Below are 22,214 nucleotides of genomic sequence, written 5' to 3'. Positions count from 1 at the left end.
CGGCACCGCCGCGAGCGGTGCTCAGGCCCGGTTTTGCCGGTGGATCTCCTCGATGACGCGGATGGCATCGAGGGCCTCCGCCGGCTCCACCGGAACGGGCGCGCCGTCGTTGATGGCCTCGGCCAGTTGCCGGTAGAACTCCGGGTAGGCGCCGCGCTCGGACGGGACCTTGCGGGTGTCACCCGGTGTGCCGAGGGTGCCCCACCGCTCTTCGGGTTCCACGCCGTAGCCGTCTGTCCCGGGCACGGCACCCGCGTTCAGTGCGGCCTCCTGGCCGTCTGTCCCCCAGGATGTGAAGGCCGCGGCCGAGCCGAGGACGTGGAACCGCGGCGCCGGCAGCGCGGAGATCAGGTTCATGGACAGCCGCGAGCGGACACCGGATTCGTGCAGTAGCGAGACAAACGCATCCTCGTCCGCGCCGGACCCGGCCGTCGATCCGGGCTCGCCTCCCGCAGCCGAGGTGTGATGGGCGGTCTCGCCGTAGACGGTGGCGGCCGGGCCGAAGAGCGTGAGCGCCTGATCGATCAGGTGAACGCCCAGGTCGAACAGGATGCCGCCGCCCGCGGCGGTGTCAGCCGTGGCCTTCCACGCCCGCAGCCCCTCCGGCTTCCACCGCTCAAAGCGTGATTCGAACGTGTGCACCCGGCCCAGTTCGCCGCCGTCGATCAGCTTCTTCAGGGTCAGGAAATCCGCGTCCCAGCGCCGGTTCTGGTAGACGGAAAGCACCACGCCGGCCTGCCGGGCCTTGGCGATGAGGTCCTCGCCCTGGGTGGAAACCGGGACAAAGGGCTTGTCCACCACCACATGCAGGCCGCGGTCCAGCGCCGCCGCGGCAAGCGGAGAGTGGCTGGCCGGCGGAGTCGCCACCACCACCAGATCCAGCAGCTCCGGGGCCGCGAACAGCTCTTCCGCCGTCGCCACAATCCGCGCCCGGGGGTGCACGGCGGCAGCCTGCGCCGCCCGCTCCGGACTCGACGTCACGATTGCGTCCATCGAATAGCCGCTCGAGGCTTCCAGGAACGGCGCATGGAAGACCCGGCCGGAGAGGCCAAAGCCGATCAAGGCGGTGCGCAGTGGCCGGTGTTCGGCCATGGGTACTCCTCGTGTGCTCCCGATGCCACCCGGAGGTGGCGGCTGTGTCCGAGCCTACCGCTGCTGGCTGCCGGCTGCGTCCGAGCTACCGGCCGGCGTGCGGCTGCTCGCGCAGCTTCTGCGTGAGCTTGTGCGCTTCCTCGAGCAGCAGCTTGCCCAGGAACTCCTGCCGGTCGGGGCGGAAGCGCTGTTCGATGCCGGTCAGCGACAGCGCCCAGGCCGGCCGGCCTTGCCGGTCGAAGACGGCGGCGCCCATCCCCCAGCTGCCTTCCAGGATCAGTCCGGGATTGACCGTGTAGCCGCGCTCCCGGGTCGCCGCCAAGTTGTTGCGGATCTGTTCCGGCGCATGGGCCGGTCCGAACCGCTGCAGCCGAGCACCGCCGTCGTCAAGCAACCGGTCAATCTCCTCAGCCTCCAGGAAGGCCATAATGGCCAGCCCCGCGGAGGCGATGCCCAGCGGGAAACGGACGCCTTCGTGCAGCACGAAGGAGCGCACCGGGAAGCTGCCCTCCACCCGGACCAGGCAGACGGTCTCGTCGCCGCGGCGGATGGAGAGGAACGCGCTCTCGCCGGTCTCGTCCGCCAACCGCTGCAGGCTGGGCCGGGCCAGGTCTTCGATGGCGAACCGGCTGGCGGCCACCGAGCCGAGCACGTAGAGCTCCGGTCCCAGATGCCAGCTGCCGGTCTGGGTGTGGTGGTCCAGCAGGCCTTCGGCGGCGAGCGAGTTCAGCAGCCGGTAGACGGTTGGCCGGGTCAGGCCTGACGCCTGCACAATGTCGCCGAGGGCGGCGCCGGCCTCCGGCGCGCGGCCCACGATCCGCAGCAGCCTGGCCACCCGGCTGACCACCTGGGCGCCTTGCACTTGTTTGTCCGGCATCATGTTCCCTTCTCGACCGGCGGGTGCTCGCTAGCAGCCCTTTACCGGTAGCAATCCACAATGTGGACAGTCTATCCGGCGCTGTCCACAGTGTGAATGGGGCAGCAATGGCCTCGTTGACGTGACCTACGAAACACCTTTAGGCTGCGGGGTAGACGCTGTCCACAAGATGGACAGCACGGCAAGAACCAGTGGACCCACAGCAGGGGAAAGCACTCAACGAGGAGGAAGCAGATGTCCAAACTGACCGCAGGACCCGCCGCCGCGCTGGCAGGCGTGCTGCATGACGGCATGACCATTGCGGTGGGAGGGTTCGGACTCTCCGGCATCCCCGCGGACCTGATCGACGCGGTGCGTGATTCCGGCGTCAAGGACCTGACCGTGGTGTCCAACAACATGGGCATCGACGGCAAGGGCCTCGGCGTACTGATCGAAGCCGGGCAGGTCCGCAAGGTGCTGGCCTCCTACGTGGGCGAAAACAAGCTGTTCGCCCAGCAGTTCCTGGCCGGCACCCTGGAGGTCGAGTTCAACCCGCAGGGCACGCTGGCCGAACGGCTGCGCGCCGGCGGCGCCGGCATCGCGGCCTTCTACACCAAGACCGGCGTCGGCACGGTGATCGCCGAGGGCAAACCGCACCAGGAGTTCGACGGCGAGCTGTACGTGCAGGAGCGCGGCATCGTGGCCGACCTGTCGCTGGTCCATGCGCACACCGCGGACACCGACGGCAACCTGATCTACCGCCACACCGCCCGCAACTTCAACCCGGTGGTGGCCACCGCGGGCCGCGTCACCATTGCCGAGGCCGAGGTGATCGTGGAACCGGGTCAGCTGGACCCGAACCACATCGTCACCCCAAGCGTGTACGTGCAGCGGCTGGTGCAGGCGTCCGGCCGCGTCAAGGACATCGAGCAGCGCACCGTCCGCCCCCGCCCCGCCGTCGTCGGCGCCTGAAGACAAACCCCTGAAGGAGAGAACCATGGCCTGGACACGAGATGAAATGGCGGCCATCGCCGCCAGCGAACTGAACGACGGTGACTACGTCAACCTCGGCATCGGCATTCCCACGCTGGTGGCCAACAACCTGCCCGACGGCGTGCGGGTGGTGCTGCAGAGCGAGAACGGGTTGCTGGGCATGGGCCCGTTCCCGTACGACGGCGACGAGGACGCGGACCTGATCAATGCCGGCAAGCAGACCGTCACGGTGCTGCCCGGCGGCTCCATCTTCGATTCGGCCACCAGCTTCGGCATGATCCGCGGCGGCCATGTGAAGATCGCCGTGCTGGGCGCCATGCAGGTCTCCACCACCGGCGACCTGGCCAACTGGACCATCCCGGGCAAGATGGTCAAGGGCATGGGGGGTGCGATGGACTTGGTGGCCGGCACCCCGCGCGTGCTGGTGCTGACCGAGCACGTGGCCAAGGACGGCACGCCCAAGATCGTCAACGAGTGCTCGCTGCCGCTGACCGGCGTGCGGGTGGTGGACCGGATCATCACGGACCTGGCGGTCTTTGATATTGAGAACGACGGCGGTGCCCCCTCGCTGCGCTTGGTTCGCCTTGCGCCCGGGGTCACCGTGGCAGAGGTGCGGGAGAAGACCGAGCCGGACTTCGCCGTCGCGCCCGAGTTGGAGGAGGCGCCGGACGGGGCGCGGGAAGCCGCATTGGAAGGCCCCCTGGAAGGAGCATACCGATGAGCCTGAGGGAACAATTCGGCAAGGACATCCTGCTCACCGGCTGGGGGCACTCCCCGTTCGGCAAGCTGGCAGATGAGACGCTGGAGTCGCTGATTGTTGGCGTGGCCCGGGAGGCCATCGCCAACGCTGGGCTGGAGCCGGGGCAGATCGACGAGGTCTACCTGGGCCAGTTCAACTCGGGCATGGTGCCGCTGGGCTTCGCGTCCTCGCTGGCACTGCAGGTCTCCGATGAGCTGGCCAACGTACCGGCCACGCGGGTGGAGAACGCCTGTGCGTCCGGCTCCGCCGCTGTGCAGCAGGGTGCCAAGTCGCTGCTGGCCGGGACCGCCCGCAACGTGCTGGTGATCGGCGCGGAGAAGATGACCCACGCCGGTGCCGATGTGGTGGGTGCCGCCCTGCTAGGCGCCGATTATGAGGCGGCGGGCAAGCCGAGTTCCACCGGCTTTGCCGGGCTGTTTGCCGAAACCGCCAAGCACTACCAGAAGCGCTACGGCGACGTGGGCGACGTGCTCGGCTCGATCGCGGCGAAGAACCACCGCAACGGCGTGGCCAATCCGTACGCCCAGCTGCGCAAGGACCTGGGCGAGGAGTTCTGCCAGACCGTCTCGGACAAGAACCCGGTGGTCGCCGAGCCGCTGCGCCGGACCGACTGCTCGCCGGTCTCGGACGGCGCCGCCGCGGTGGTGCTCAGCACGGAAGCGTCGCGTTCCGGTGCCGCAGCCGCCGCCGTGCGGCTGGCCGGATTCGGCCATGCCAACGACTTCATGCCGGCCGAGAAGCGCGATCCCACGGCCTTCGCCGGCAGCCGGGCTGCGTGGCAGCGGGCGCTGGGCATGGCCGGTGTGGGCTTGGAGGATCTGGACCTGGCCGAGGTACATGACTGCTTCACCATCGCCGAACTGATCATGTACGAGGTCATGGGCCTGACCGCTGCCGGCGAGGGCCGCCGGGCCATCGAGGAGGGCATGGTGTACCGCGGCGGCAAACTGCCGGTGAACCTGTCCGGCGGCCTGAAGGCCAAGGGGCACCCGGTCGGCGCCACCGGCGTCTCGCAGCACGTGGTCACGGCCATGCAGCTCTCCGGCACCGCCGGGGACATGCAACTGGCGGGTGCGCGGCGAGCCGCCGTGCACAACATGGGCGGGCTGGCGATCGCCAACTACGTCAGCGTGCTCGAAGCCGTCTAGCCTGACCCGCAGTCCACCATCCATCGACTGCGCGGATCTGGCCCGTCCGGAATCTCTGGGAGGGCCAGATCCGCACAGTCGTTTTTGGCGCAACCCCGGGCGCCCGCTTTTTCTATCGCAACGCCTATCGCAGCGCACGCATATACCGCCGGCGGGCCATGCGCTGCGCGATCAGAAGCAGTGGGTAGAGAGTCCGCCACGGCTGTTGCGGCGCTGCCCGGGTCAGCGAGCGCACCGTGAAATGTACTTCCTCGCCGTCCCGGTGCACGATGAACGCTTCCTCACCATTGACCGGATGACCCGGCCGGGTGCGGTAGCCGAACCCCACCCGGCGGGCGGTTTCGACAACGGCCACGACTTCAACCGGCTCAAGGATTCTCACTCCGAGCAGGCTGGCCGTGATGAGAACCCGATCGCCTTGGCGCACCGGTTCCGCAGAGGACACTGAGAACCCGCTCGCGGTTTTCACCTTCCAGCACAGCACCTCCTTGGTGGCCCGGTCCCAGGAGGTCATCGCCGCTTCCCAATACCGTTGAAACTTCCGCCCGGCGGAACGCGGGGTTGGACGGTGGCCACGCCGGAAGCTGCGGGCTGGTCATTCCGCACGCCCGGGGCCGCAGCTACGAATGGTCATTGGTTCCTCCGGATAACGCCGGCGTCCAGCAGGTCCTGTAGGCCTTGCCGGAAAAGTTCCTTGCCGCCGTGGGCGGGGTGGCGGATCTTGGGCACTTGTAGCCCGCTGGCGGTTACGCTCCGGTGCGCGATGTTCCCCACCGCGACGACGGAGTCGATACCGAACAGCCGGGCCAGGTCCTGCCAGAAGATCGTGCCGGCCGCGATCTCCGGCGCCGACGGCGTGCGGTTGGACTGCGGCCGCCCGGGCTGGTGGGGATGGAACGGATAGGCGCTCCACAGCAGCGGCAGGAAGTCCAGTTCGGCCAGCACGTTCCACATCACCGTGGCGGTGGGCTCTGCCGGCACGGCCAGCACCTCCGGAGGCATCACGTATCCGTTCGCCGGCCCGAACATGCCGAAAGGGTCGTTGCCGGAGATCAGCGCCCTGTTGGTGAACGGGACACCGGTAACGGTCATGCCGCGGTAGCCCGGGGCCTCCCCGACCAGCAGGACGGTCGGCCGGCGTTCCAGCATCTGCTCAAAGTAGCGGGTGACGTTGCGCCGGCGGGCCGCGTTCTCTGGCAACTGTGTGGAGAAGAAGTTGCGGCTCACCGAGCCTGTCTCGAAGCTCCCCAGCCGCTCCACGAACTCCCGGATCCCTTGGCGCGTCGTCACATTCCCAACGTATCCGATCCGCTTCGCAGAACAAGCGAGCCGCAGCTGACCCGGAGTCTGTCTCCGGGATTGTCAGCAATCCAGTGGCGGAAAAACGCAGCGAGATGGCCCCGTTGTGGCGTGTTCGGTGCATCTTTTCGCCACTCGATGAGAACCCGCGAGAACGCACGGCCCCTCGGCGGACTCCGCGGGAGATCCTGCCTCGTCGCTTCAGTTCGGCGAACGCCTCCGGAGACCAAGCGAGCCTGTCCCTAGCTCGGCGGGCGCTGCTTGATCGTATCCGATGGAGTGGGCAGGAAAACGCCATCCCGGACGTGCACAGATGCCATCTTCTTGCCACTCGTTGCGCGGGGTGGCATGCGCGCACAACAAACGCCGGCGCCCAAAGCGAGGAAGAATCCCCGCGTGGGCACCGGCGTCGTGCTGTGAAGTTGTCAGGCTGCAGCGGGCGCGAAGCCTGCTGCCCACACGCTAGGCGCGGGCGGAATCCTTGGGCAGCCGGGCGGCCAGCTTCCACGCGGCGGGCATGGCGGCGGCCGCGATCAAGGACTTCACGATGCCGCCGATGATGAACGGGTACAGGCCCCACTCGAGCGTCTGCTGCAGATCGGCGCCCAGCGAGATGGACAGCCAGGCCATGCCGAAGACGAAGGTGATCACGGTGCCGGCCAGGAAGGAGACCGTGGCGCCCAGGAACTTCTTGTCCCAGTTGCGCTTGGCCAGCCAGCCGGTCAGGCCTGCGGCCGCAACGAAGCCCACCAGGTAGCCGCCGGTCGGGCCGACGGCTGCGGCCAGGCCGGAAGACGCCTCGGAGAACACCGGCATGCCGGCGACACCGGCAACCCAGTACAACGCCATCGCCAACATCCCGCGCACCGGGCCCAGAGTGCTGCCGACCAGCAGCACGGCCAGGGTCTGGCCCGTGATCGGGACCGGCCACAGCGGCACGGCCAGCTGCGCCATCACGGCGGTCAGGCCGGCGCCGCCGACCACCAGCGCGGTGTTGGCCAGGGCGGTGCTGGGAACGAGGGCATCGGCCAGAACACCCTGGCGTGCGACGACGGCTGTACTCATGTTTGCTCCTTCTCGAGGGGTCTATCCCTGCGAAACTCCGGATCCGGATCTGGCACCACTGTACCGGCAGCCCCGATTGGCATCGCGGTTTATGGCGCAGATTACGCCATCTCCACCGGCTCCGAGACAGCCGCCCCCATCGGCTCAGGCGGCAAGGCCTCCGGCCTGCGCGGTCAGCTCCAGGGCACGCAGCCGCTGCGCAACGGTCGGGGCCTGGAACGCCACGATCAGCTCGTCGGCATCGGCGTGCTTGGCGAATCCCTCCAGGTACTCCGTCACGGCATCGGGCGTACCGACGGCCGAGTACTTGACCATCTGCTCCACGTGCTGGCCCTGCGGTGAGTCCAGGATCAGGTCGGCTTCCTCGTCCGTGAACGTCCGGTCGCGGCCGAAAAGCAGCGAGACCCGGCTGCGCCGGACAATCCGGAACTGCTCCTGCGCTTCCTCGTTGGTGTCCGCCGCGATGGCATTCACCCCGGCGATCACGTACGGTTCCGCGAGCTGCTCCGAGGGCTGGAATTCGCGGCGGTAGACGGCCACCGCGTCCTGCAGCGCGTTCGGCGCGAAGTGCGAGGCGAATGAGTACGGCAGCCCCAGCGCGGCGGCCAGCTTGGCGCCGAACAATGAGGAGCCCAGGATGTACAGCGGCACATTGGCGCCCTTGCCCGGTGTCGCATCCACGCCCTTGATCCGGGTTTGTCCGGTGAGATAGCCCTGCAGCTCCAGAACGTCCTGCGGGAAGGAATCGGCGCTCATCGGATCGCGGCGCAGCGCCCGCAGGGTGTTCTGGTCGCTGCCCGGCGCGCGTCCCAGTCCAAGATCGATCCGGCCCGGGTGCAGCGCTTCCAGGGTGCCGAACTGCTCGGCGATGGTCAGCGGCGCATGGTTGGGCAGCATGATGCCGCCGGCGCCCAGCCGGATGGTGCTGGTGTTCGCGGCCACGTGGGCGATCAGCACGCTGGTGGCGGAGGACGCGATCGACGCCATGTTGTGGTGCTCGGCGTACCAGACGCGCCGGTATCCCAGTTCCTCGGCCCGCTGCGCCAGCGCCACGCTGCCGGCCAGGCTTTCGCCCACGGTCTCGTTGGTGCCGATGGTTGCCAGGTCAAGGATGGACAGAGGTACGTTCACGCCGGCGGGCCTTTCGTTGCGGGATGACCCACGGTAGTTGCCGCGGGCACACGTTCGGCATAACGACGGCGGTGCCCGCCTTATTTCTTCCCCCTCCCCTCGGCGGGTCGTGGCTGGTGGCCGGACCGTTCTGCGCGGAGGTCTGCCAGCGTAAAGTCTTCAGGCATGGAACATCGCCATCAAGGCCATGCGGAGGATCCCGACGAGTTCTGGGAATCCTTTTACGCGGAGCGGGACCAGATCTGGAGCGGCCGGCCCAACGCCATGCTGGTCCGCGAACTCTCCGGACTGACCCCCGGCACGGCGCTGGAACTGGGATGCGGCGAGGGCGCGGATGCCATCTGGCTCGCCGAACAAGGCTGGCAGGTCACGGGCCTGGACATGTCCGGGCTCGCACTGCAGCGGGCGGCACTGCATGCCGAAGAAGCCGGCGTCGCGGACCGGGTCCAATGGCATCGGCAGGACCTGGCCGGCTGGGCAGCCGGCGAGCAGTACGATCTGGTCTGTGCGCAGTTCCTCCACTCACCGGTCGAGCTGCCGCGGAACGCGATCCTCGCAGCGGGAGCTCGCGCTGTGTCCCCCGGCGGCCAGCTGCTGATCGTCGGCCACGAATCGTTTCCGCCGTGGTCCAGGCATCCTGAGCCGGAGGAGGCGCTACCCACCGCGGCCGAACTCGCCGCTGAGCTTGGGCTCGACGGTTCGGGCTGGATTCTGGAGACGGTGGACTCGGTGGAGCGCGATGTCACGGGCCCCGACGGTGAACCGGGCACGCTAACCGACAGCGTTCTGCGCGCCCGCCGGCTGGTTCTTTAGCCAGACAGGGCGCTTGGCCTTGCGCCGGGCTCCTTAACCGGGCAGCGCACGTGTATCCGGGCATCGCGTTGGCCTTCGGCGCGCGCTTACTTGGCAGCGTGCTCGATGCTGCAGTCGGTGCCTGGGAAGACCACGCTCTCGTGTCCGTCGTCGAATCTGACGAAGTAAGGCGGGGCGCCGCCGGCGCCGCGGACCTCGATGACTTCACCGTGCCGATCCGCGGATTCCACCGTCTTTCCCCTGATGACGATGCGGTCTCCGGGTGCTGCGATCATGACCGCTCACCTCCCTCCCCCATAGCGTAGGGCAACGAGGTGCCGCCGACCAGAGTCAGCGCACCCAGCGGTGCGGAGCCGGACGACGGGTGCTGGGCAGCGCGTTGTTCTCCCGCCATTCATGCAGCCATTCGGGCAGCACCAGATCGGCAGGCGGTTGCTGGCCGGTTGCCGTGAAGATCTCCTCGTTAGCGACCGGCCCCTGCGCAGACACCAGCCGGGTGGCGATGTAGGCGCGGGCGTAGATCTCGCCGTCGGAAACCATGCGCTGCTCAAAATAGATGGCCCGGTCGTCGAAGCCGATGATCCGGGTTTCAATGTTGTACCGCTGGCCCAGTGTGAGCGACTTGCGGAAGGCTATGGTCTCCGCACTGACCACCGGCGACCAGCCCTTGCGGCGGAAGACGTCCCAGACGCCGGCGCGCACCATCAGCTCGAAGCGCCCGAGGTCCATCAGCGAGAAGTACATCCCGTTGTTGACGTGCATGGCGATGTCGATGTCGGTGGGCAGCACGCGCAAGGGCAGAGAGGACGAATCCCAAATACCCAGCGCGGGCCGGCGGCGCGCCGTGACAAGCAGCAACAGGGTCCGAATGATCAGGTGCATGCCGTCATGCTACCCGGTGGTAACTTAGCTGCCCAGCACCCGAACCTGTCGCTTGAGGCGGCGGGCCTGCGGTGGCAGTCCGGCGGCTCGCGGAAGGTGGACCCGGGAATGGTGGGCCAGCGAGTGGACGGATCTGCGCGCACCCCTGCTCGACCGCCCACCCCGGGCCCTTGCGGACGCCTTCCCGCTCCAGACTTCCGGACTAAACTTCTGCTGTGCAGAACATGAACATCGTGAAGAAGCCCGGCTACGCCGTGGACTCCGTCGACCGGGCACTGCAGTTGATCATGCTTCTCCAGGAGCGGGACTGGCTGCGGATCACCGACGCGGCCAACGCGCTGGACGTGGCTCCGTCCACTGCGCACCGACTCATGGCCATGCTGGTGTACCGCGGCTTTGCCCTGCAGGATGATCAGCGGCGCTACTGCGCCGGCCCTGCCCTGCGGGCCGACACGGCCGCTGGCCCTGCCCGGACCGCCGTCTCGATCGCCCGCCCGCACCTTGTGACGCTGGCCCTCTCGGTCCGTGAAACCGTGAACCTCGTCGAACGGGTCGGCGTCACAGCCCGTTATCTGTTCACGGCTGAGGGTCCGCAGTTGCTCCGGGTAGGCAACCGCACCGGCACGGTTCTTCCGGCGCATCTCTCCTCCGGCGGCAAAGCCATCCTGGCCACGCTTCCGGAGCCGACGGTTGCGCAGTTCTACACCGGCAGGCAGGCACAACAAAGCGGCAGCGGCCTCGCGGTGGCGGAACTGGAGGGCCTGCAGCGCGAACTGGCGGAAGCGCGGACGCAGGGATATGCCGTCAACCTCGGGCGCACCGAAGCGGACCTCGCCGCCGTCGGCGCACCGCTGGCAACCGCAGGCCGGCCCGCCGCCTTGGCCATATCAATCAGCTCTCCGTTGTCCCGCGCCGGCGATATCCAGCAGCCGAAGGTCATCCAGGCCCTCCATGCCACCTGCGAAGCTGTGTTGCGCGAACTTCACGCCGACGGCGTACTGCCCGCCGCCTAGTATTCTGCTGGACAGAATCTCTTGGCTGATCAGTGGCGCCGATCACTACGATGTGATGCGACGCGACAACACCCGGGCCCGGACAAGGCCTGACAGACCACCAGGAGCATCATGCAGTTTTATCTAGACGGCTACCATCCAGGCGATCCTGAACTCCGGCCGGCTGCTGAAGGCCGCCCGGACAGCCAGGGCGCCATGCCGGAAGAAGTGGATGTCCTGGTGGTCGGCACCGGACCGGCCGGGGTGGTGCTGGCCGCCCAGTTGGCCGAGTTCCCGGGCATCACCACGCGTGTGGTCGAACGGCGGGAAGGCCCGCTGGCGCTGGGGCAGGCCGACGGCGTGGCCTGCCGGACGGTCGAGATGTTCAACGCCTTCGGCCTGGCCGAGCGCTTGGTCCGCGAAGGCTACTGGGTCAACGAAACGGTGTTCTGGCGGCCGGATGACCAGGACCGCTCACGGATTGTTCGCAGCGGACGGGTCCAGGACGTTGCGGACGGGCTGTCCGAGTATCCGCACGTGATCGTCAACCAGGCCCGGATGCAGGACTACCTGCTGGAGCACATGCGCAAGTCCCCCAGCCGGCTGGAACCGGACTACGGTCTGGAAGTCACCGGCGTCGAGGTCGAAGGGTCGGGCGACTACCCGGTGCGGGTGACGATGCGCCGGACCGACGCGGAAAACCCGTCGGAAGAGGTGACCGTCCGCGCCAAGTACGTGGTGGGATGCGACGGCGCCCGCAGCGCGGTCCGGAGATCGATGGGCTTGGAACTGCGCGGCGACGCCCGCAACCATGCCTGGGGCGTGGCGGACGTCCTGGCCGTCACGGATTTCCCCGACGTCCGCTTCAAGGCCGCCATCCAGTCGGCCCAGGATGGCAACATCCTGCTGATCCCGCGCGAGGGCGGCTACCTGATCCGGCTCTACGTGGACTTGGGCGATCTTGACCCGGCCGACCGCGAGGCCAGGCAGCGGTTCACTTCCGAAATGATCATCGAGGCGGCTCAGCGGATCCTGCACCCCTACACGCTGGAGGTCAAGGACATCGCCTGGTGGTCGGTCTACGAGGTGGGCCAGCGCATCGCCGACCGGTTCGACGACGTCGTGCCGGAGGAGCGTGGCCGGCGCACCCCGCGCGTCTTCATCGCCGGCGACGCGTGCCACACACACAGCGCCAAGGCGGGCCAGGGCATGAACGTCTCGATGCAGGACGGCTTCAACCTGGGCTGGAAGCTCGCGGCTGTCTTGGAAGGCCGCAGCCCCGAGTCCCTGCTGGACACCTACTCCGGCGAGCGCCACGCCGTGGCCAAGGAACTAATCGATTTCGACATCCGCTGGTCCAAGACCGTGAGTTCCCGCCCGAAGGACCCGAACCGGCCCGACGACGAAGGCCTGGAACCAGCCGAGTTGGAACGGCAGTTCGTTGAGGCCGGCCGCTTTACCGCTGGCTTCGCCACCGATTACACGCCGTCGATGATCACTGGTGAGGACACCCACGAGCATCTGGCCAAGGGTTTCCCGATCGGCGAGCGGTTCTACTCGGCCCCGGTTGTCCGCCTGGCCGACGCCAAACCGGTGGGGTTGGGCCACGTTGCACAGGCGGACGGCCGCTGGCGGATCTACGCCTTCGCCGACTCCGCCCACTCCGGTGCGGCAGACTCCCGGCTGGCCGAACTGTGCCGTTTCCTGGCCGAATCCGAAGACTCTCCGGTCCGGCGCTACACGCCCGCCGGAGCCGACGCCGATGCCGTTTTTGATGTCCGCGCCGTCTTCCAGCAGGGCCACCGGGAACTGGATGCCAACGACGTGCCATCCTTCCTGTTTCCGCAGAAGGCTCCCTTTGGCCTGAAGGACTACGAGAAAGTCTTCACTCCCGACCTGAAGGCCGGCGAGGACATCTTCGACTCGCGCGGCATCGACCGCCAGCAAGGCGCCATGGTGGTGGTCCGCCCAGATCAGTACGTCGCCCACATCCTGCCGCTCGACGCGCATCGGGAACTGGCTGACTTCTTCGCCGGGATCATGCTCGGTTAGCCTTCACTGCCAACAACCTGAAGCAAGGGGGCGGGGCCGGCGACCATTCGCCGGACCCCGTCCCGTCTTACTTACCTACGCATGGTGCCCGTGTTTCCTACCGTCGCCGGTGTCTTCCGGCAGGCCACCCTTGGGATGGTCCGTGCTGCCGGAACCGTCGATGCGTTTTGTTCGGTCGACGTCGACCACCTCGATTTCGGAGGTCGTCGGCACCGCAAACGGCGCGGTGGTGGGCACACTGACCGCGCCGCGCACCGGCCCCATCCGCCGCTGCCGCAACGGATCCCGACGCAGGTCCACGTAAAGCGAGACGCACAACCCGATGATGATCAGCACGAACGGTGTCGAGGCCAGGATGGTGAAAGTCTGCAGGGCATTCAGTCCGCCGACGAACAACAGTACAGCCGCCACCGCGCCGGTGAGCACGGCCCAGAGAATGACCAACGGCGTCCACGGTTCTTTGCGGCCGCGGGAGGATAGTGTTCCGAGCACCACGGCGCCGGCGTCCGCACCACTGACAAAGAACACCGCGGTCAACACCATCACGACGATGGCGGCACCGATGAAGAAGGGATAGTGCTGCAGCGTAGCAAAGAAGGCGGCCGCCTCGTTCCCGGCCCCGGCAATGTCTTCTCCGCCCAGCTGCAGGTAGATGCCGGCGCCGCCGAAGATGGAAAACCAGATCACGCTCACCGAAGTGGGGACCAACAGCACGCCCAGGACGAACTCCTTGATCGTCCGGCCGCGGGAAATCTTGGCAATGAAGGTGCCTACGAACGGCGTCCAGGAGATCCACCAGGCCCAGTAGAAGATGGTCCAGCTGGCCAGCCATTCGGTACCGCCGAAGACGGCCGAGTGGAAACTCATGGGCACCAGGTTGGCCAGGTAGTCACCGATCGAAGCGGGCACCAGGTCAAGGATAAAGACGGTCGGGCCGAGGACGAAAACAAACACGAGCAGGACGGCGGCCAGCACCATGTTCGTGTTGCTGAGCCATTTGATGCCGCGCGAGACGCCGCTCGCAGCCGAAATCACCACGCCCACGGTCAGCACACAAATGATCAGGATGGGGGCAGCCGCTCCCGGGTTTTCCTGGAACTGGCCGGTCCTCAGCAGCGCCAGGCCAGCGGCGATCTGCAGTGCGCCAAGCCCCAGCGAGGTCGCTGAACCGAACTTTGTGCAGATGATCGCCAGGATATCGATAGGCTTCCCCCAGCCCTTTTTCTCGATCCTTTCCTTGCCGAACAGCGCTTGGAACGGCGAGCTCATCAGGTTGCCCCGGCCCATTCGGTAGGTGGAATAAGCGAGCGCCAGGCCCACCACCGAGTAGATGGCCCATGGATGCAGGCCCCAATGGAAGAGGGTGTAGGCCATGGCGCTGTTCGCCGCCTCGGGCGATCCGGGGGCAGCATCCACAAAAGGAGGCGGCGAGGCCAGATGTGTAACCGGCTCATAGACACCGAAGAACATCAGGCCGATGCCCATGCCCGCACTGAACATCATGGCGATCCAGGACAGGGTGGAAAACTCGGTCGTCTCCCCCTCGCGCGAGAGCGGGATATTGCCGTACCGGCCAAAAGCAAGCACCAGCGAAAACAGCACAAAGCCCGTTGCCCCGAGGATGAACAGCCAGCCGAAAGTGCTGGTCACCCATCCGAGAAGGGCCCCGGCGACTTCGGTCACCTGCTCCGTAAAGAAAATGCCCAGCAGGCAAACGACGACAATGATGCCGCCCGAAACAAAGAAAACCGTCTTGTCGACGGTTTGCCAGCCCCGCCTCCCGTCGTCCGATTCCTCGGAGACGGTCGGCAAGGGGCCGGTGTATTCGCTGCTCATCATGGTCCTCACTCTTGTCACCGGGGCGTTGCGCAGCCCCGGGCTTCCTGTGGCTCTTCGATGTGAAACGTCTCGTAAGTATAGTTGCAGGCATGAATGAACGTGGCGAATTTGCAGCGGACAACCAGGCGGAACCCGACCATTATGGTGACTCCGGCCGCACCTTGTTCGGCAGTCACGGCGAGGTGTCGAAGAACGACCTGAGGGTGATCGGGCACGCCGAGGTGGACGCGGCCAACGCCGCCGTAGCGGTGGCCATGGCGGGCGGTGGGCTGCCCCCCGAGGTCAACGCGATGCTGGTCAGCGTGCAGAACGACCTGTTCGACCTGATGGCCGACCTGCAGGTGCCGTATCCCAGCGACCTCCCGGTGGACGCCCGCATCATCCCGGAGCATGCGGAGCGGCTGGAACGCGCCATGGAACACTTTAGGCAGGAAGCCGGCGATCTCAGCGGAATGCTTTTGCCCGGCGGAACGCTTTCCGCCGCCCTGCTCTACCAGGCCCGGACGGCCGTGCGGCGGGCCGAACGCACGGTGTGGGCGGCGCTGGACGAACACGGCGACGTGGTCAACCGCGAGACCGCGGTCTACCTCAACCGGCTTTCGGGTCTGCTGTTCGTGATGGGCCGGGCGGCCAACGCCGAACACGGGGACGTGATGTGGGTTCCGGAGTCCTCCGTGCGGGGCGTACTTGAGGACCAGGCCGGCACCGACTGACGGCGCTACGCACGGTGTAACGAGCATCACGGCCAGAGGGCCGGCCGGGTATCCTCTTCAGTGATGACCATCACCAGCGAGCCCGCTCTCCGGGCCGGCACCGAGACCTCCGTGCGCACTTTGGCGCGCGGGCTGTCCGTGCTGAGCGTGTTCGACCACGGCAATCCGTCCATGCGTGCCGCCGACGTGGCTGCCCGGGCCGGGCTGAACAGGGCGGCGACCGCAAGGGTGCTGCGGACGCTGGTCCAGTTGGGCTACGTGCGCTGCCACGGGGAGAAGTTCGCGCTGACCCACCAGGCACTGGAGCTGGGCTACGGCTACCTGTCCGGCTCCCCCTTGGTGCTGGCCTCCCGACAGGGCGTCGAATGGTTAACCGGCGAGTTCGAGGAACCGTGCACCGCCGGCGTGCTGGCCGACGGCGACGTCATCTGCATCGCGGCCACCCGGGTTCCCGGCATGATCCGCGCGGGGCTGACCGTCGGCGCCCGCATTCCGGCCCACGCCTCCTCCATGGGCAAGGTCTTGATGGCCGGACTCAGCGAAGATGAATTCCGCGCCGCCCTGGACGGCAGCCAATTCAGCCGGCTGACCGAGCAGACCATCGACAGCACCGAACGCTTCCGGCTGGAGATCGAGCAGGTCCGCCGGCAAGGCTATGCGGTCAACGACAGCGAACTACAGTCCGGCCACCGCACCGTCTCCGTGCCGGTCAGGGACGCTGCCGGAGCGGTGGTCGCCGCCGTCGGCGTCAACATGCTGGCCACTCCGGACACCCTCCTGGCGGCGACCGCTGCCCATCTTCCGCTGCTCCGCCGTGCCGCCGAGCAGATCGCCGAAGGCTGCACCCCCGTTTAACGGACGACGGCGGCGCCGAAGGTGGGATGCGAATCCTCACCCGGGCACCGCCGTCGTTATCCGGTGGTTCAGCGCATCAGGACACCGGATCCGCTGCCGCCGCGAACTGGGACATGTAGAGCCGGTAGTAAGGGCCTTCGGCGGCCAGCAGCGTGGCGTGGTTGCCCTGCTCCACGATCTTGCCGTCCTCCATCACCAGGATCACGTCCGCGTCCCGGATGGTGGAGAGCCGGTGCGCAATCACAAAACTGGTCCGGTCGCTGCGCAGCGCGGCCATCGCGTGCTGGACCAGCAGCTCGGTGCGTGTGTCCACCGAGCTGGTGGCCTCGTCCAAGATCAGCAGCGACGGGTTGGCCAGGAACGCCCGGGCGATGGTGATCAGCTGCTTCTCGCCGGCGGAGACGTTGTTGCCCTCTTCGTCGATCACCGTGTCATAGCCGTCCGGCAGCGCCCGGACAAAGCGGTCCACGTAGGTGGCCTTGGCCGCCGCCATGACTTCTTCCTCGGTGGCATCCAGGTTGCCGTAGCGGATGTTGTCGAAGATGGAGCCGCCGAACAGCCACGCGTCCTGCAGCACCATGCCCACCTTGGAACGCAGTTCGGCCCGGCTGAGCGCGGTGATGTCCACGCCGTCCAGCGTGATCCGGCCGGCGTCCAGTTCGTAGAATCGCATCACCAGGTTCACCAGCGTGGTCTTGCCCGCGCCCGTCGGCCCCACGATGGCCACCGTTTGCCCCGGGGCCGCCGAGAAGGAGAGGTCCTCGATCAGCGGCTTGTCCGCGGTGTAGCTGAAGCTGACGTTGTGGAACTCCACGTGCCCGTCGGTCTTGGCCGGCAGTGTCTCGGTGGCCGTGTCCGGCTCCTGCTCATCGGCGTCGAGCAGTTCGAAAACCCGCTCCGCTGAGGCAACGCCGGACTGCAGCATGTTGGCCATGCCCGCCATCTGGCTCAGCGGCTGGTTGAATTCGCGCGAGTACTGGATGAACGCGGTGGCGTCGCCCAGGGTCATGGACCCCGACGCCACCCGCAGGCCGCCGACCACGGCGATGCCCACGTAGCTCAGGTAGGAGATGAACTGCATCACCGGCATGATCATGCCGGAGACGAACTGCGCACCGAACGAGGCCTTGTACAGCTCATCGTTCTTCTCGTCGAACTGTTCCACCGACTGCTGTTCGCGGCCGAAGGCGCGGACCAGATCGTGGCCGCTGAAGGACTCCTCGATGTGTCCGTTCAGCGCACCGGTGTGCTTCCACTGTGCGGTGAACAGTTTCTGGCTGCGGGTGCCGATCAGGCCGGCGCCGACGGCGGACAGCGGCAGCGCGATCAACGCGATCAGGGCCAACTGCCAGGACACGATGAACATCATGATGGTGATGCCCAGCAGGCTCAGCGCTGACATGATCAGCTGTGCGAAGGCCTGCTGCAGTGCCTGCTGGATATTGTCGACGTCGTTGGTCACCCGGGAGAGCATGTCGCCGCGCTGGCGGGTGTCGAAATAGTTCAGCGGAAGCCGGTTCAGCTTGGCTTCCACATCCCGGCGCAGGCCGAAGACCACCCGCATCACGATCTGGTTCAGCAACCAGCCCTGCAGCCACATGAACAGCGACGAGACCACGTACATCCCCAGCACCAGCAGGATCAGGTTGCCCAGCAGCTGGAAGTCGATGCCCACGCCGGGCACCAGTTCCATGCCGGAGAGCAGGTCCGCGAACTGGTCCTGGCCCTGTGCCCGGAGCCCGGCGATGACTTCCGCCTGGCTGGCACCGGCCGGCAGGTTCATGCCGATCGCGCCGTTGAAGATGACGTCCATGGCATTGCCCAGTACCTTGGGCGCAATCACGTTGAGCACCACGGCCACCACCACCATGGCCAGCACCAGGGCGATGCTGGCCTTCTCCGGCTTCAGCAACCCGAACAGGCGTTTGGCGGACGGCCAGAAGTGCTGCGCCTTGCGGACCGGGGTCCCGGTCATGAAGTCCTGGTCCGCCTCGCCCGGCTGGAACTGCTCCTCCAGGATCTCGGCCTCGGCCTCCGCGGCAGCGGCCGGGGTGGGCGCTGTCACCGGGTCGGGCCCGGCGGCCAGTTCGGACTGGGTTTCTCTGTCCGGGCTCATGCCACTTCCTCCACCGCGGTCTGCGAATTGACAATTTCCTGGTAGGTTTCGGAACTTTCCAACAGCTGCTCGTGGGTGCCGCGGGCCACAATCTGGCCGTGCTCCATCACCAGGATCTGGTCCGCCTCGATGATCGTGGCCACGCGCTGGGCCACGATGATCACGGTCGCGTCCTTGGTGGTCCCCTTCAGCGCGGCCCGCAGCCTGGCGTCGGTTGCCACGTCCAGCGCAGAGAACGAGTCGTCGAAAAGGTAGACCTTGGGCTGGGCCACCAGCGCGCGGGCAATGCACAGCCGCTGGCGCTGGCCGCCCGAGACGTTGGTGCCGCCCTGCGAAACCACTGACTCGAGCCCGTGGTCCTTGGCGCGGACAAAGCCGTCGCCCTGGGCCACGCGCAACGCCTCCCAGAGTTCAGCGTCCGTCGCGTCCGGATTGCCGAAGCGCAGGTTATGTGCCACCGTGCCGGAGAAGAGGTACGGCCGCTGCGGCACCAGGGCAACCCGGTCGGTGATGTCGGTCCGGGCCATCCGGGTGACCGGAACGCCGTCGATCAACACGTCGCCGCTGCCGGCGTCGAACAAGCGCGGCAGCATGCTGATCAGCGTGCTCTTGCCGGCGCCGGTACTGCCAATGATCGCCGTCGTCTGACCGGGCCGGGCGGTGAAGCTGACATCGCGCAGCACCGGCACTTCGGCGCCGGGATAGGCGAAGGTCACGTTGCGGAACTCGACCACGCCGGCGGGCTCGCGCGCCGCCTCCGGCTTGGTGGGTTCATGCACCGAGGGCTCGACGTCGAGCACCTCACCGATGCGTTCCGCACAGACCGAGGCGCGCGGGATCATCATCGCCATGAAGGTGCCCATCATCACCGCCATCAGAATCTGCAGCAGGTACTGCAGGAAGGCTGTCAAAGCACCAACCTGGATGTCCCCGGCATCCACGCGCAGGCCGCCGAACCACAGCACCGCGGCCGTGGCCAGGTGCAGGATCATGCCGATCGAGGGGAACATCAGCACGAACAGGTTGCCGACCGAGAGCGAGACGTCGGTCAGTTCACGGTTGGCCTTTTCGAAGCGCTTGGCCTCGTACGGCTCGCGGACGAAGGCCCGGACCACGCGGATACCGGTGATCTGCTCGCGGAGCACGCCGTTGATGCCGTCAATCTTCTCCTGCATAGTCCGGAAGAGCGGCATCAGCTTCCAGACCAGCAGACCGACCACCACGAACAGCAGCGGAACCGAGACCCACACCAGCCAGGACAATTGCAGGTCTTCGCGAACGGCCATGATGATGCCGCCCACGCACATGATGGGAGCCATCACCATGAAGTTCAGGCCCATCAGCACCAGCATCTGCACTTGCTGCACATCGTTGGTGCCGCGGGTGATCAGGCTGGGAGCGCCGAACTGGCCAACCTCGCGGGCGGAAAACCCGGTGACCTTGTGGAAGATACCGCGGCGCAGGTCGCGGCCCATCGCCATCGCGGCCTTGGAACCGAAGTAGACGCCGGCGATCGCGGCGGCCACTTGGACAAAGCTGACGGTCAGCATCACGCCGCCGGTGCTCCAGATGTAGTCGGTATCGCCACGGGCTACGCCCTCGTCGATGATCTGGGCATTCAGGCTGGGCAGATACAACGCCGCGATGGTGGCAATCAACTGCAGCACCACCACGGCAAACACGAGGGGAAGATATGGGCGGCCATAATGGCGAATTAAACGGAGCAGCATCTGGATGTGACGCAACTTTCGGGCAAAGGGTTGAAGTGAGGCCAGATAGAGGCTACACCTTTTCACTGATTGGCGAAACTCAATCGGAGGGTGGGATTCAGCGCCCTCGCGCCTCGCGTGATTAAACGATTTTGTCATGAATCGGGCGGCGGACGGCACTGTGGCTGGTGTCATATGTACGCGTGCTGGAATACTGGGCCGCACCAAACCGCTACTTGGGGAGGACCCAATCTTGGACGACCAGATTTTCCAGATCATCGCGATGCTGATCTATATGGCAGGCATGCTGGCCATCGGCTGGTGGGCCTATCGGCGCACCAGCGATCTTGACGACTACATGCTGGCCGGCCGCGGGCTCAAGCCGGGCGTCGCGGCATTGAGCGCCGGCGCCTCGGACATGTCCGGCTGGCTGCTGATGGGGCTGCCGGGCGCGCTCTACGTCGGCGGCCTGTTCGAGGCGTGGATTGCGATCGGCCTGACCATCGGCGCCTGGCTCAACTGGAAGTTCGTGGCCCCGCGGTTGCGTTCCTACACCGAAGTATCCAATGACTCGATCACTGTTCCCAGCTTCCTGGAGAACCGACTGAAGGACCGGTCGCACCTGCTGCGGGTTGTCTCCGGCGTGATCATTCTGGTGTTCTTCACCTTCTACGTTTCCTCCGGCATGGTGGCCGGCGGCATCTTCTTCGAATCGTCCTTCGGTTCTTCCTATGAGGTCGGCATGCTGGTGGTTGGCGGCGTCACGGTGCTGTACACCTTGTTCGGCGGCTTCCTCGGCGCGAGCTACACCGACGTCGCCCAGGGTCTGCTGATGTTCGCCGCCCTGCTGCTGGTGCCGATCGTGGGAGTCTCCGCCACCGGCGGCCTCGGCGCCACCATCGAATCCATCCGGCAGGTGGACCCGAACCACCTGAGCCTGTTCACCGGCGGTGCCGTCGCCGGCATCTCGGCTGCCGCGTGGGGGCTGGGCTACTTCGGACAGCCGCACATCATCGTCCGCTTCATGGCGCTTCGCACGCCCGGCGAGGCGAAAGCCGCCCGGCGGATCGGCATCGGCTGGATGCTCCTGACCGTCCTGGGTGCCGTGGCCACCGCGCTGGTTGGCGTGGCCTACTTGCAGCAGAACCCGGACGTGGTCCTCACGGACGCCAAGTCGGCCGAGTCGGTCTTCCTGGACCTGTCCCAGATCCTGTTCCATCCGTTCGTCGCAGGTTTTGTGCTGGCGGCCGTACTGGCGGCGATCATGAGCACCGTCTCCTCGCAGCTGATCGTCTGCTCCTCGGCCTTGGTGGAGGACCTGTACAAGATCTTCGCGCGAACGCATGCACCGGCGAAGACCCAGGTGATGCTCGGCCGGATGGGTGTGCTGGTAGTCGCGATTGTGGCCGGCATCCTGGCCTGGGCCCGCAACGACACCATCTTGGGTTTGGTGGCCTTCGCTTGGGCAGGGTTCGGCGCCTCGTTCGGCCCGACCATCATCCTGTCCCTGTTCTGGCGGAAGCTCACCGTGGCCGGCGCGCTCTCCGGCATGGTGGCCGGTGCGGCAACGGTCTTCGTCTGGGGCACGTCGGCGCTGTCCGACACCATGTACGAGATTGTTCCGGGCTTCATCCTCAACGTGGTCGTTGCCGTCGTCGTCAGCCTCCTGACGCACAAGCCCTCACCGGAGATCGAGGCGGAGTTCGACGAAGCCGTCCACCGGGTCCATGCGGCAGAAGCTCCGATGCTTTCCGCCGAGCGCTAACCCGTCCCTAGCCGTCCACACAGGCGCCCTGCCCTGCGACCGCCACTGGCGACGTCGGGAAGGGCGCCTGTCGCGTTGGTGGGGATTCCGTCGTCCGGGACGGGAGCGCCCCGGGTCTCGTCCGGGACGGGCGC

General features: G+C 66.8%; 20 protein-coding genes. 9 read left to right on the top strand and 11 right to left on the bottom strand.

The genetic code is table 11. The features are described 5' to 3' along the window. Window positions 1–21 precede the first annotated feature (21 nt). Together MNQ99_RS02600 and MNQ99_RS02595 are read right to left on the bottom strand one after the other, a co-directional pair. On the bottom strand, window positions 22–1,092 hold the full coding sequence (locus MNQ99_RS02600; protein WP_241914325.1) for a Gfo/Idh/MocA family protein: 1,071 nt from the start codon (window positions 1,090–1,092) through the stop codon (window positions 22–24). Window positions 1,093–1,177: 85 nt separating this feature from the next. Beyond that, complete coding sequence (locus MNQ99_RS02595; protein WP_241915247.1) at window positions 1,178–1,969, bottom strand: IclR family transcriptional regulator; 792 nt, start codon at window positions 1,967–1,969, stop codon at window positions 1,178–1,180. Between the two features lie 234 nt (window positions 1,970–2,203). Between MNQ99_RS02595 and MNQ99_RS02590 the strand changes: the two genes are divergently transcribed. From MNQ99_RS02590 to MNQ99_RS02580, 3 genes are read left to right on the top strand one after another with little or no spacing between them, the layout of a single operon-like run. Continuing rightward, the gene (locus tag MNQ99_RS02590) at window positions 2,204–2,920 is read left to right on the top strand and encodes a CoA transferase subunit A (protein WP_241914324.1); all 717 of its coding nucleotides are present in this window, start codon (window positions 2,204–2,206) and stop codon (window positions 2,918–2,920) included. A gap of 25 nt (window positions 2,921–2,945) precedes the next feature. Further along, complete coding sequence (locus MNQ99_RS02585) at window positions 2,946–3,662, top strand: CoA transferase subunit B (protein ID WP_241914323.1); 717 nt, start codon at window positions 2,946–2,948, stop codon at window positions 3,660–3,662. Further along, entirely contained in the window at window positions 3,659–4,849 is a 1,191-nt protein-coding gene (locus tag MNQ99_RS02580; RefSeq protein ID WP_241914322.1) for an acetyl-CoA acetyltransferase, read from the top strand. The genes MNQ99_RS02585 and MNQ99_RS02580 overlap by 4 nt, the downstream gene beginning before the upstream one ends. Before the next feature lie 124 nt (window positions 4,850–4,973). On the opposite strand, the gene MNQ99_RS02575 is transcribed toward MNQ99_RS02580, so the two are convergent. The 4 genes from MNQ99_RS02575 to MNQ99_RS02560 form a co-directional block, all read right to left on the bottom strand. Further along, entirely contained in the window at window positions 4,974–5,363 is a 390-nt protein-coding gene (locus MNQ99_RS02575; RefSeq protein ID WP_241914321.1) for a DUF1990 family protein, read from the bottom strand. A gap of 116 nt (window positions 5,364–5,479) precedes the next feature. Then, the gene (locus MNQ99_RS02570) at window positions 5,480–6,139 is read right to left on the bottom strand and encodes a uracil-DNA glycosylase (RefSeq protein WP_241914320.1); all 660 of its coding nucleotides are present in this window, start codon (window positions 6,137–6,139) and stop codon (window positions 5,480–5,482) included. A gap of 471 nt (window positions 6,140–6,610) precedes the next feature. Further along, window positions 6,611–7,213 carry a biotin transporter BioY gene (locus MNQ99_RS02565; RefSeq protein WP_241914319.1) on the bottom strand — a complete coding sequence of 201 codons (603 nt, stop codon included), beginning with the start codon at window positions 7,211–7,213 and terminating at the stop codon, window positions 6,611–6,613. A 144-nt stretch (window positions 7,214–7,357) separates the two neighbouring features. After that, on the bottom strand, window positions 7,358–8,344 hold the full coding sequence (locus MNQ99_RS02560) for an LLM class flavin-dependent oxidoreductase (RefSeq protein ID WP_241914318.1): 987 nt from the start codon (window positions 8,342–8,344) through the stop codon (window positions 7,358–7,360). A 165-nt stretch (window positions 8,345–8,509) separates the two neighbouring features. Here MNQ99_RS02560 and MNQ99_RS02555 point away from each other — a divergent pair, with 165 nt between their 5' ends. Beyond that, window positions 8,510–9,157 (top strand): SAM-dependent methyltransferase, encoded by a 648-nt coding sequence (locus MNQ99_RS02555; RefSeq protein WP_241914317.1) that lies wholly within the window; start codon window positions 8,510–8,512, stop codon window positions 9,155–9,157. A gap of 86 nt (window positions 9,158–9,243) precedes the next feature. Here the strand turns inward: MNQ99_RS02555 and MNQ99_RS02550 are convergent, their stop codons facing one another. Continuing rightward, entirely contained in the window at window positions 9,244–9,432 is a 189-nt protein-coding gene (locus tag MNQ99_RS02550) for a DUF1918 domain-containing protein (RefSeq protein ID WP_127512336.1), read from the bottom strand. A gap of 55 nt (window positions 9,433–9,487) precedes the next feature. Next, window positions 9,488–10,039, bottom strand: a complete 552-nt coding sequence (locus tag MNQ99_RS02545) for an acyl-CoA thioesterase (protein ID WP_127512335.1) — start codon at window positions 10,037–10,039, stop codon at window positions 9,488–9,490. A gap of 224 nt (window positions 10,040–10,263) precedes the next feature. Between MNQ99_RS02545 and MNQ99_RS02540 the strand changes: the two genes are divergently transcribed. Both MNQ99_RS02540 and MNQ99_RS02535 read left to right on the top strand, forming a co-directional pair. Further along, window positions 10,264–11,052 carry an IclR family transcriptional regulator gene (locus tag MNQ99_RS02540; protein ID WP_241915246.1) on the top strand — a complete coding sequence of 263 codons (789 nt, stop codon included), beginning with the start codon at window positions 10,264–10,266 and terminating at the stop codon, window positions 11,050–11,052. Window positions 11,053–11,163: 111 nt separating this feature from the next. Further along, entirely contained in the window at window positions 11,164–13,083 is a 1,920-nt protein-coding gene (locus MNQ99_RS02535) for an FAD-binding monooxygenase (protein WP_241914316.1), read from the top strand. Window positions 13,084–13,158: 75 nt separating this feature from the next. Here the strand turns inward: MNQ99_RS02535 and MNQ99_RS02530 are convergent, their stop codons facing one another. Further along, complete coding sequence (locus tag MNQ99_RS02530) at window positions 13,159–14,922, bottom strand: BCCT family transporter (RefSeq protein WP_241914315.1); 1,764 nt, start codon at window positions 14,920–14,922, stop codon at window positions 13,159–13,161. 89 nt (window positions 14,923–15,011) lie between these two features. On the opposite strand from MNQ99_RS02530, the gene MNQ99_RS02525 reads away from it, so the two are divergent. Then, a complete protein-coding gene (locus MNQ99_RS02525; protein WP_241914314.1) occupies window positions 15,012–15,635 on the top strand; it encodes a cob(I)yrinic acid a,c-diamide adenosyltransferase in 624 nt (207 codons plus the stop codon). Window positions 15,636–15,698: 63 nt separating this feature from the next. Beyond that, window positions 15,699–16,490, top strand: coding sequence for an IclR family transcriptional regulator domain-containing protein (locus tag MNQ99_RS02520; RefSeq protein WP_241914313.1), 792 nt, complete (start codon window positions 15,699–15,701; stop codon window positions 16,488–16,490). 76 nt (window positions 16,491–16,566) lie between these two features. Here the strand turns inward: MNQ99_RS02520 and MNQ99_RS02515 are convergent, their stop codons facing one another. Then, the gene (locus MNQ99_RS02515) at window positions 16,567–18,606 is read right to left on the bottom strand and encodes an ABC transporter ATP-binding protein (RefSeq protein ID WP_422387485.1); all 2,040 of its coding nucleotides are present in this window, start codon (window positions 18,604–18,606) and stop codon (window positions 16,567–16,569) included. After that, window positions 18,603–20,336, bottom strand: coding sequence for an ABC transporter ATP-binding protein (locus MNQ99_RS02510; RefSeq protein WP_241914312.1), 1,734 nt, complete (start codon window positions 20,334–20,336; stop codon window positions 18,603–18,605). The genes MNQ99_RS02515 and MNQ99_RS02510 overlap by 4 nt, the downstream gene beginning before the upstream one ends. A 232-nt stretch (window positions 20,337–20,568) precedes the next feature. Between MNQ99_RS02510 and putP the strand changes: the two genes are divergently transcribed. Beyond that, on the top strand, window positions 20,569–22,080 hold the full coding sequence (gene putP / locus MNQ99_RS02505) for a sodium/proline symporter PutP (RefSeq protein ID WP_277883586.1): 1,512 nt from the start codon (window positions 20,569–20,571) through the stop codon (window positions 22,078–22,080). Window positions 22,081–22,214 lie beyond the last annotated feature (134 nt).

Origin of the sequence: Arthrobacter sulfonylureivorans (assembly GCF_022637435.1) — a bacterium.
Lineage (GTDB): Bacteria > Actinomycetota > Actinomycetes > Actinomycetales > Micrococcaceae > Crystallibacter > Crystallibacter sulfonylureivorans.
This window is presented reverse-complemented; position numbering and strand designations above follow the sequence as displayed.

Bases quoted from the DNA above. Each gene is read 5' to 3' on its own strand.
- MNQ99_RS02600 (WP_241914325.1), bottom strand. From the start codon at position 1,092: ATGGCCGAACACCGGCCACTGCGCACCGCCTTGATCGGCTTTGGCCTC.
- MNQ99_RS02595 (WP_241915247.1), bottom strand. From the start codon at position 1,969: ATGCCGGACAAACAAGTGCAAGGCGCCCAGGTGGTCAGCCGGGTGGCC.
- MNQ99_RS02590 (WP_241914324.1), top strand. From the start codon at position 2,204: ATGTCCAAACTGACCGCAGGACCCGCCGCCGCGCTGGCAGGCGTGCTG.
- MNQ99_RS02585 (WP_241914323.1), top strand. From the start codon at position 2,946: ATGGCCTGGACACGAGATGAAATGGCGGCCATCGCCGCCAGCGAACTG.
- MNQ99_RS02580 (WP_241914322.1), top strand. From the start codon at position 3,659: ATGAGCCTGAGGGAACAATTCGGCAAGGACATCCTGCTCACCGGCTGG.
- MNQ99_RS02575 (WP_241914321.1), bottom strand. From the start codon at position 5,363: ATGACCTCCTGGGACCGGGCCACCAAGGAGGTGCTGTGCTGGAAGGTG.
- MNQ99_RS02565 (WP_241914319.1), bottom strand. From the start codon at position 7,213: ATGAGTACAGCCGTCGTCGCACGCCAGGGTGTTCTGGCCGATGCCCTC.
- MNQ99_RS02555 (WP_241914317.1), top strand. From the start codon at position 8,510: ATGGAACATCGCCATCAAGGCCATGCGGAGGATCCCGACGAGTTCTGG.
- MNQ99_RS02550 (WP_127512336.1), bottom strand. From the start codon at position 9,432: ATGATCGCAGCACCCGGAGACCGCATCGTCATCAGGGGAAAGACGGTG.
- MNQ99_RS02545 (WP_127512335.1), bottom strand. From the start codon at position 10,039: ATGCACCTGATCATTCGGACCCTGTTGCTGCTTGTCACGGCGCGCCGC.
- MNQ99_RS02540 (WP_241915246.1), top strand. From the start codon at position 10,264: ATGAACATCGTGAAGAAGCCCGGCTACGCCGTGGACTCCGTCGACCGG.
- MNQ99_RS02535 (WP_241914316.1), top strand. From the start codon at position 11,164: ATGCAGTTTTATCTAGACGGCTACCATCCAGGCGATCCTGAACTCCGG.
- MNQ99_RS02530 (WP_241914315.1), bottom strand. From the start codon at position 14,922: ATGATGAGCAGCGAATACACCGGCCCCTTGCCGACCGTCTCCGAGGAA.
- MNQ99_RS02525 (WP_241914314.1), top strand. From the start codon at position 15,012: ATGAATGAACGTGGCGAATTTGCAGCGGACAACCAGGCGGAACCCGAC.
- MNQ99_RS02520 (WP_241914313.1), top strand. From the start codon at position 15,699: ATGACCATCACCAGCGAGCCCGCTCTCCGGGCCGGCACCGAGACCTCC.
- MNQ99_RS02515 (WP_422387485.1), bottom strand. From the start codon at position 18,606: ATGAGCCCGGACAGAGAAACCCAGTCCGAACTGGCCGCCGGGCCCGAC.
- MNQ99_RS02510 (WP_241914312.1), bottom strand. From the start codon at position 20,336: ATGCTGCTCCGTTTAATTCGCCATTATGGCCGCCCATATCTTCCCCTC.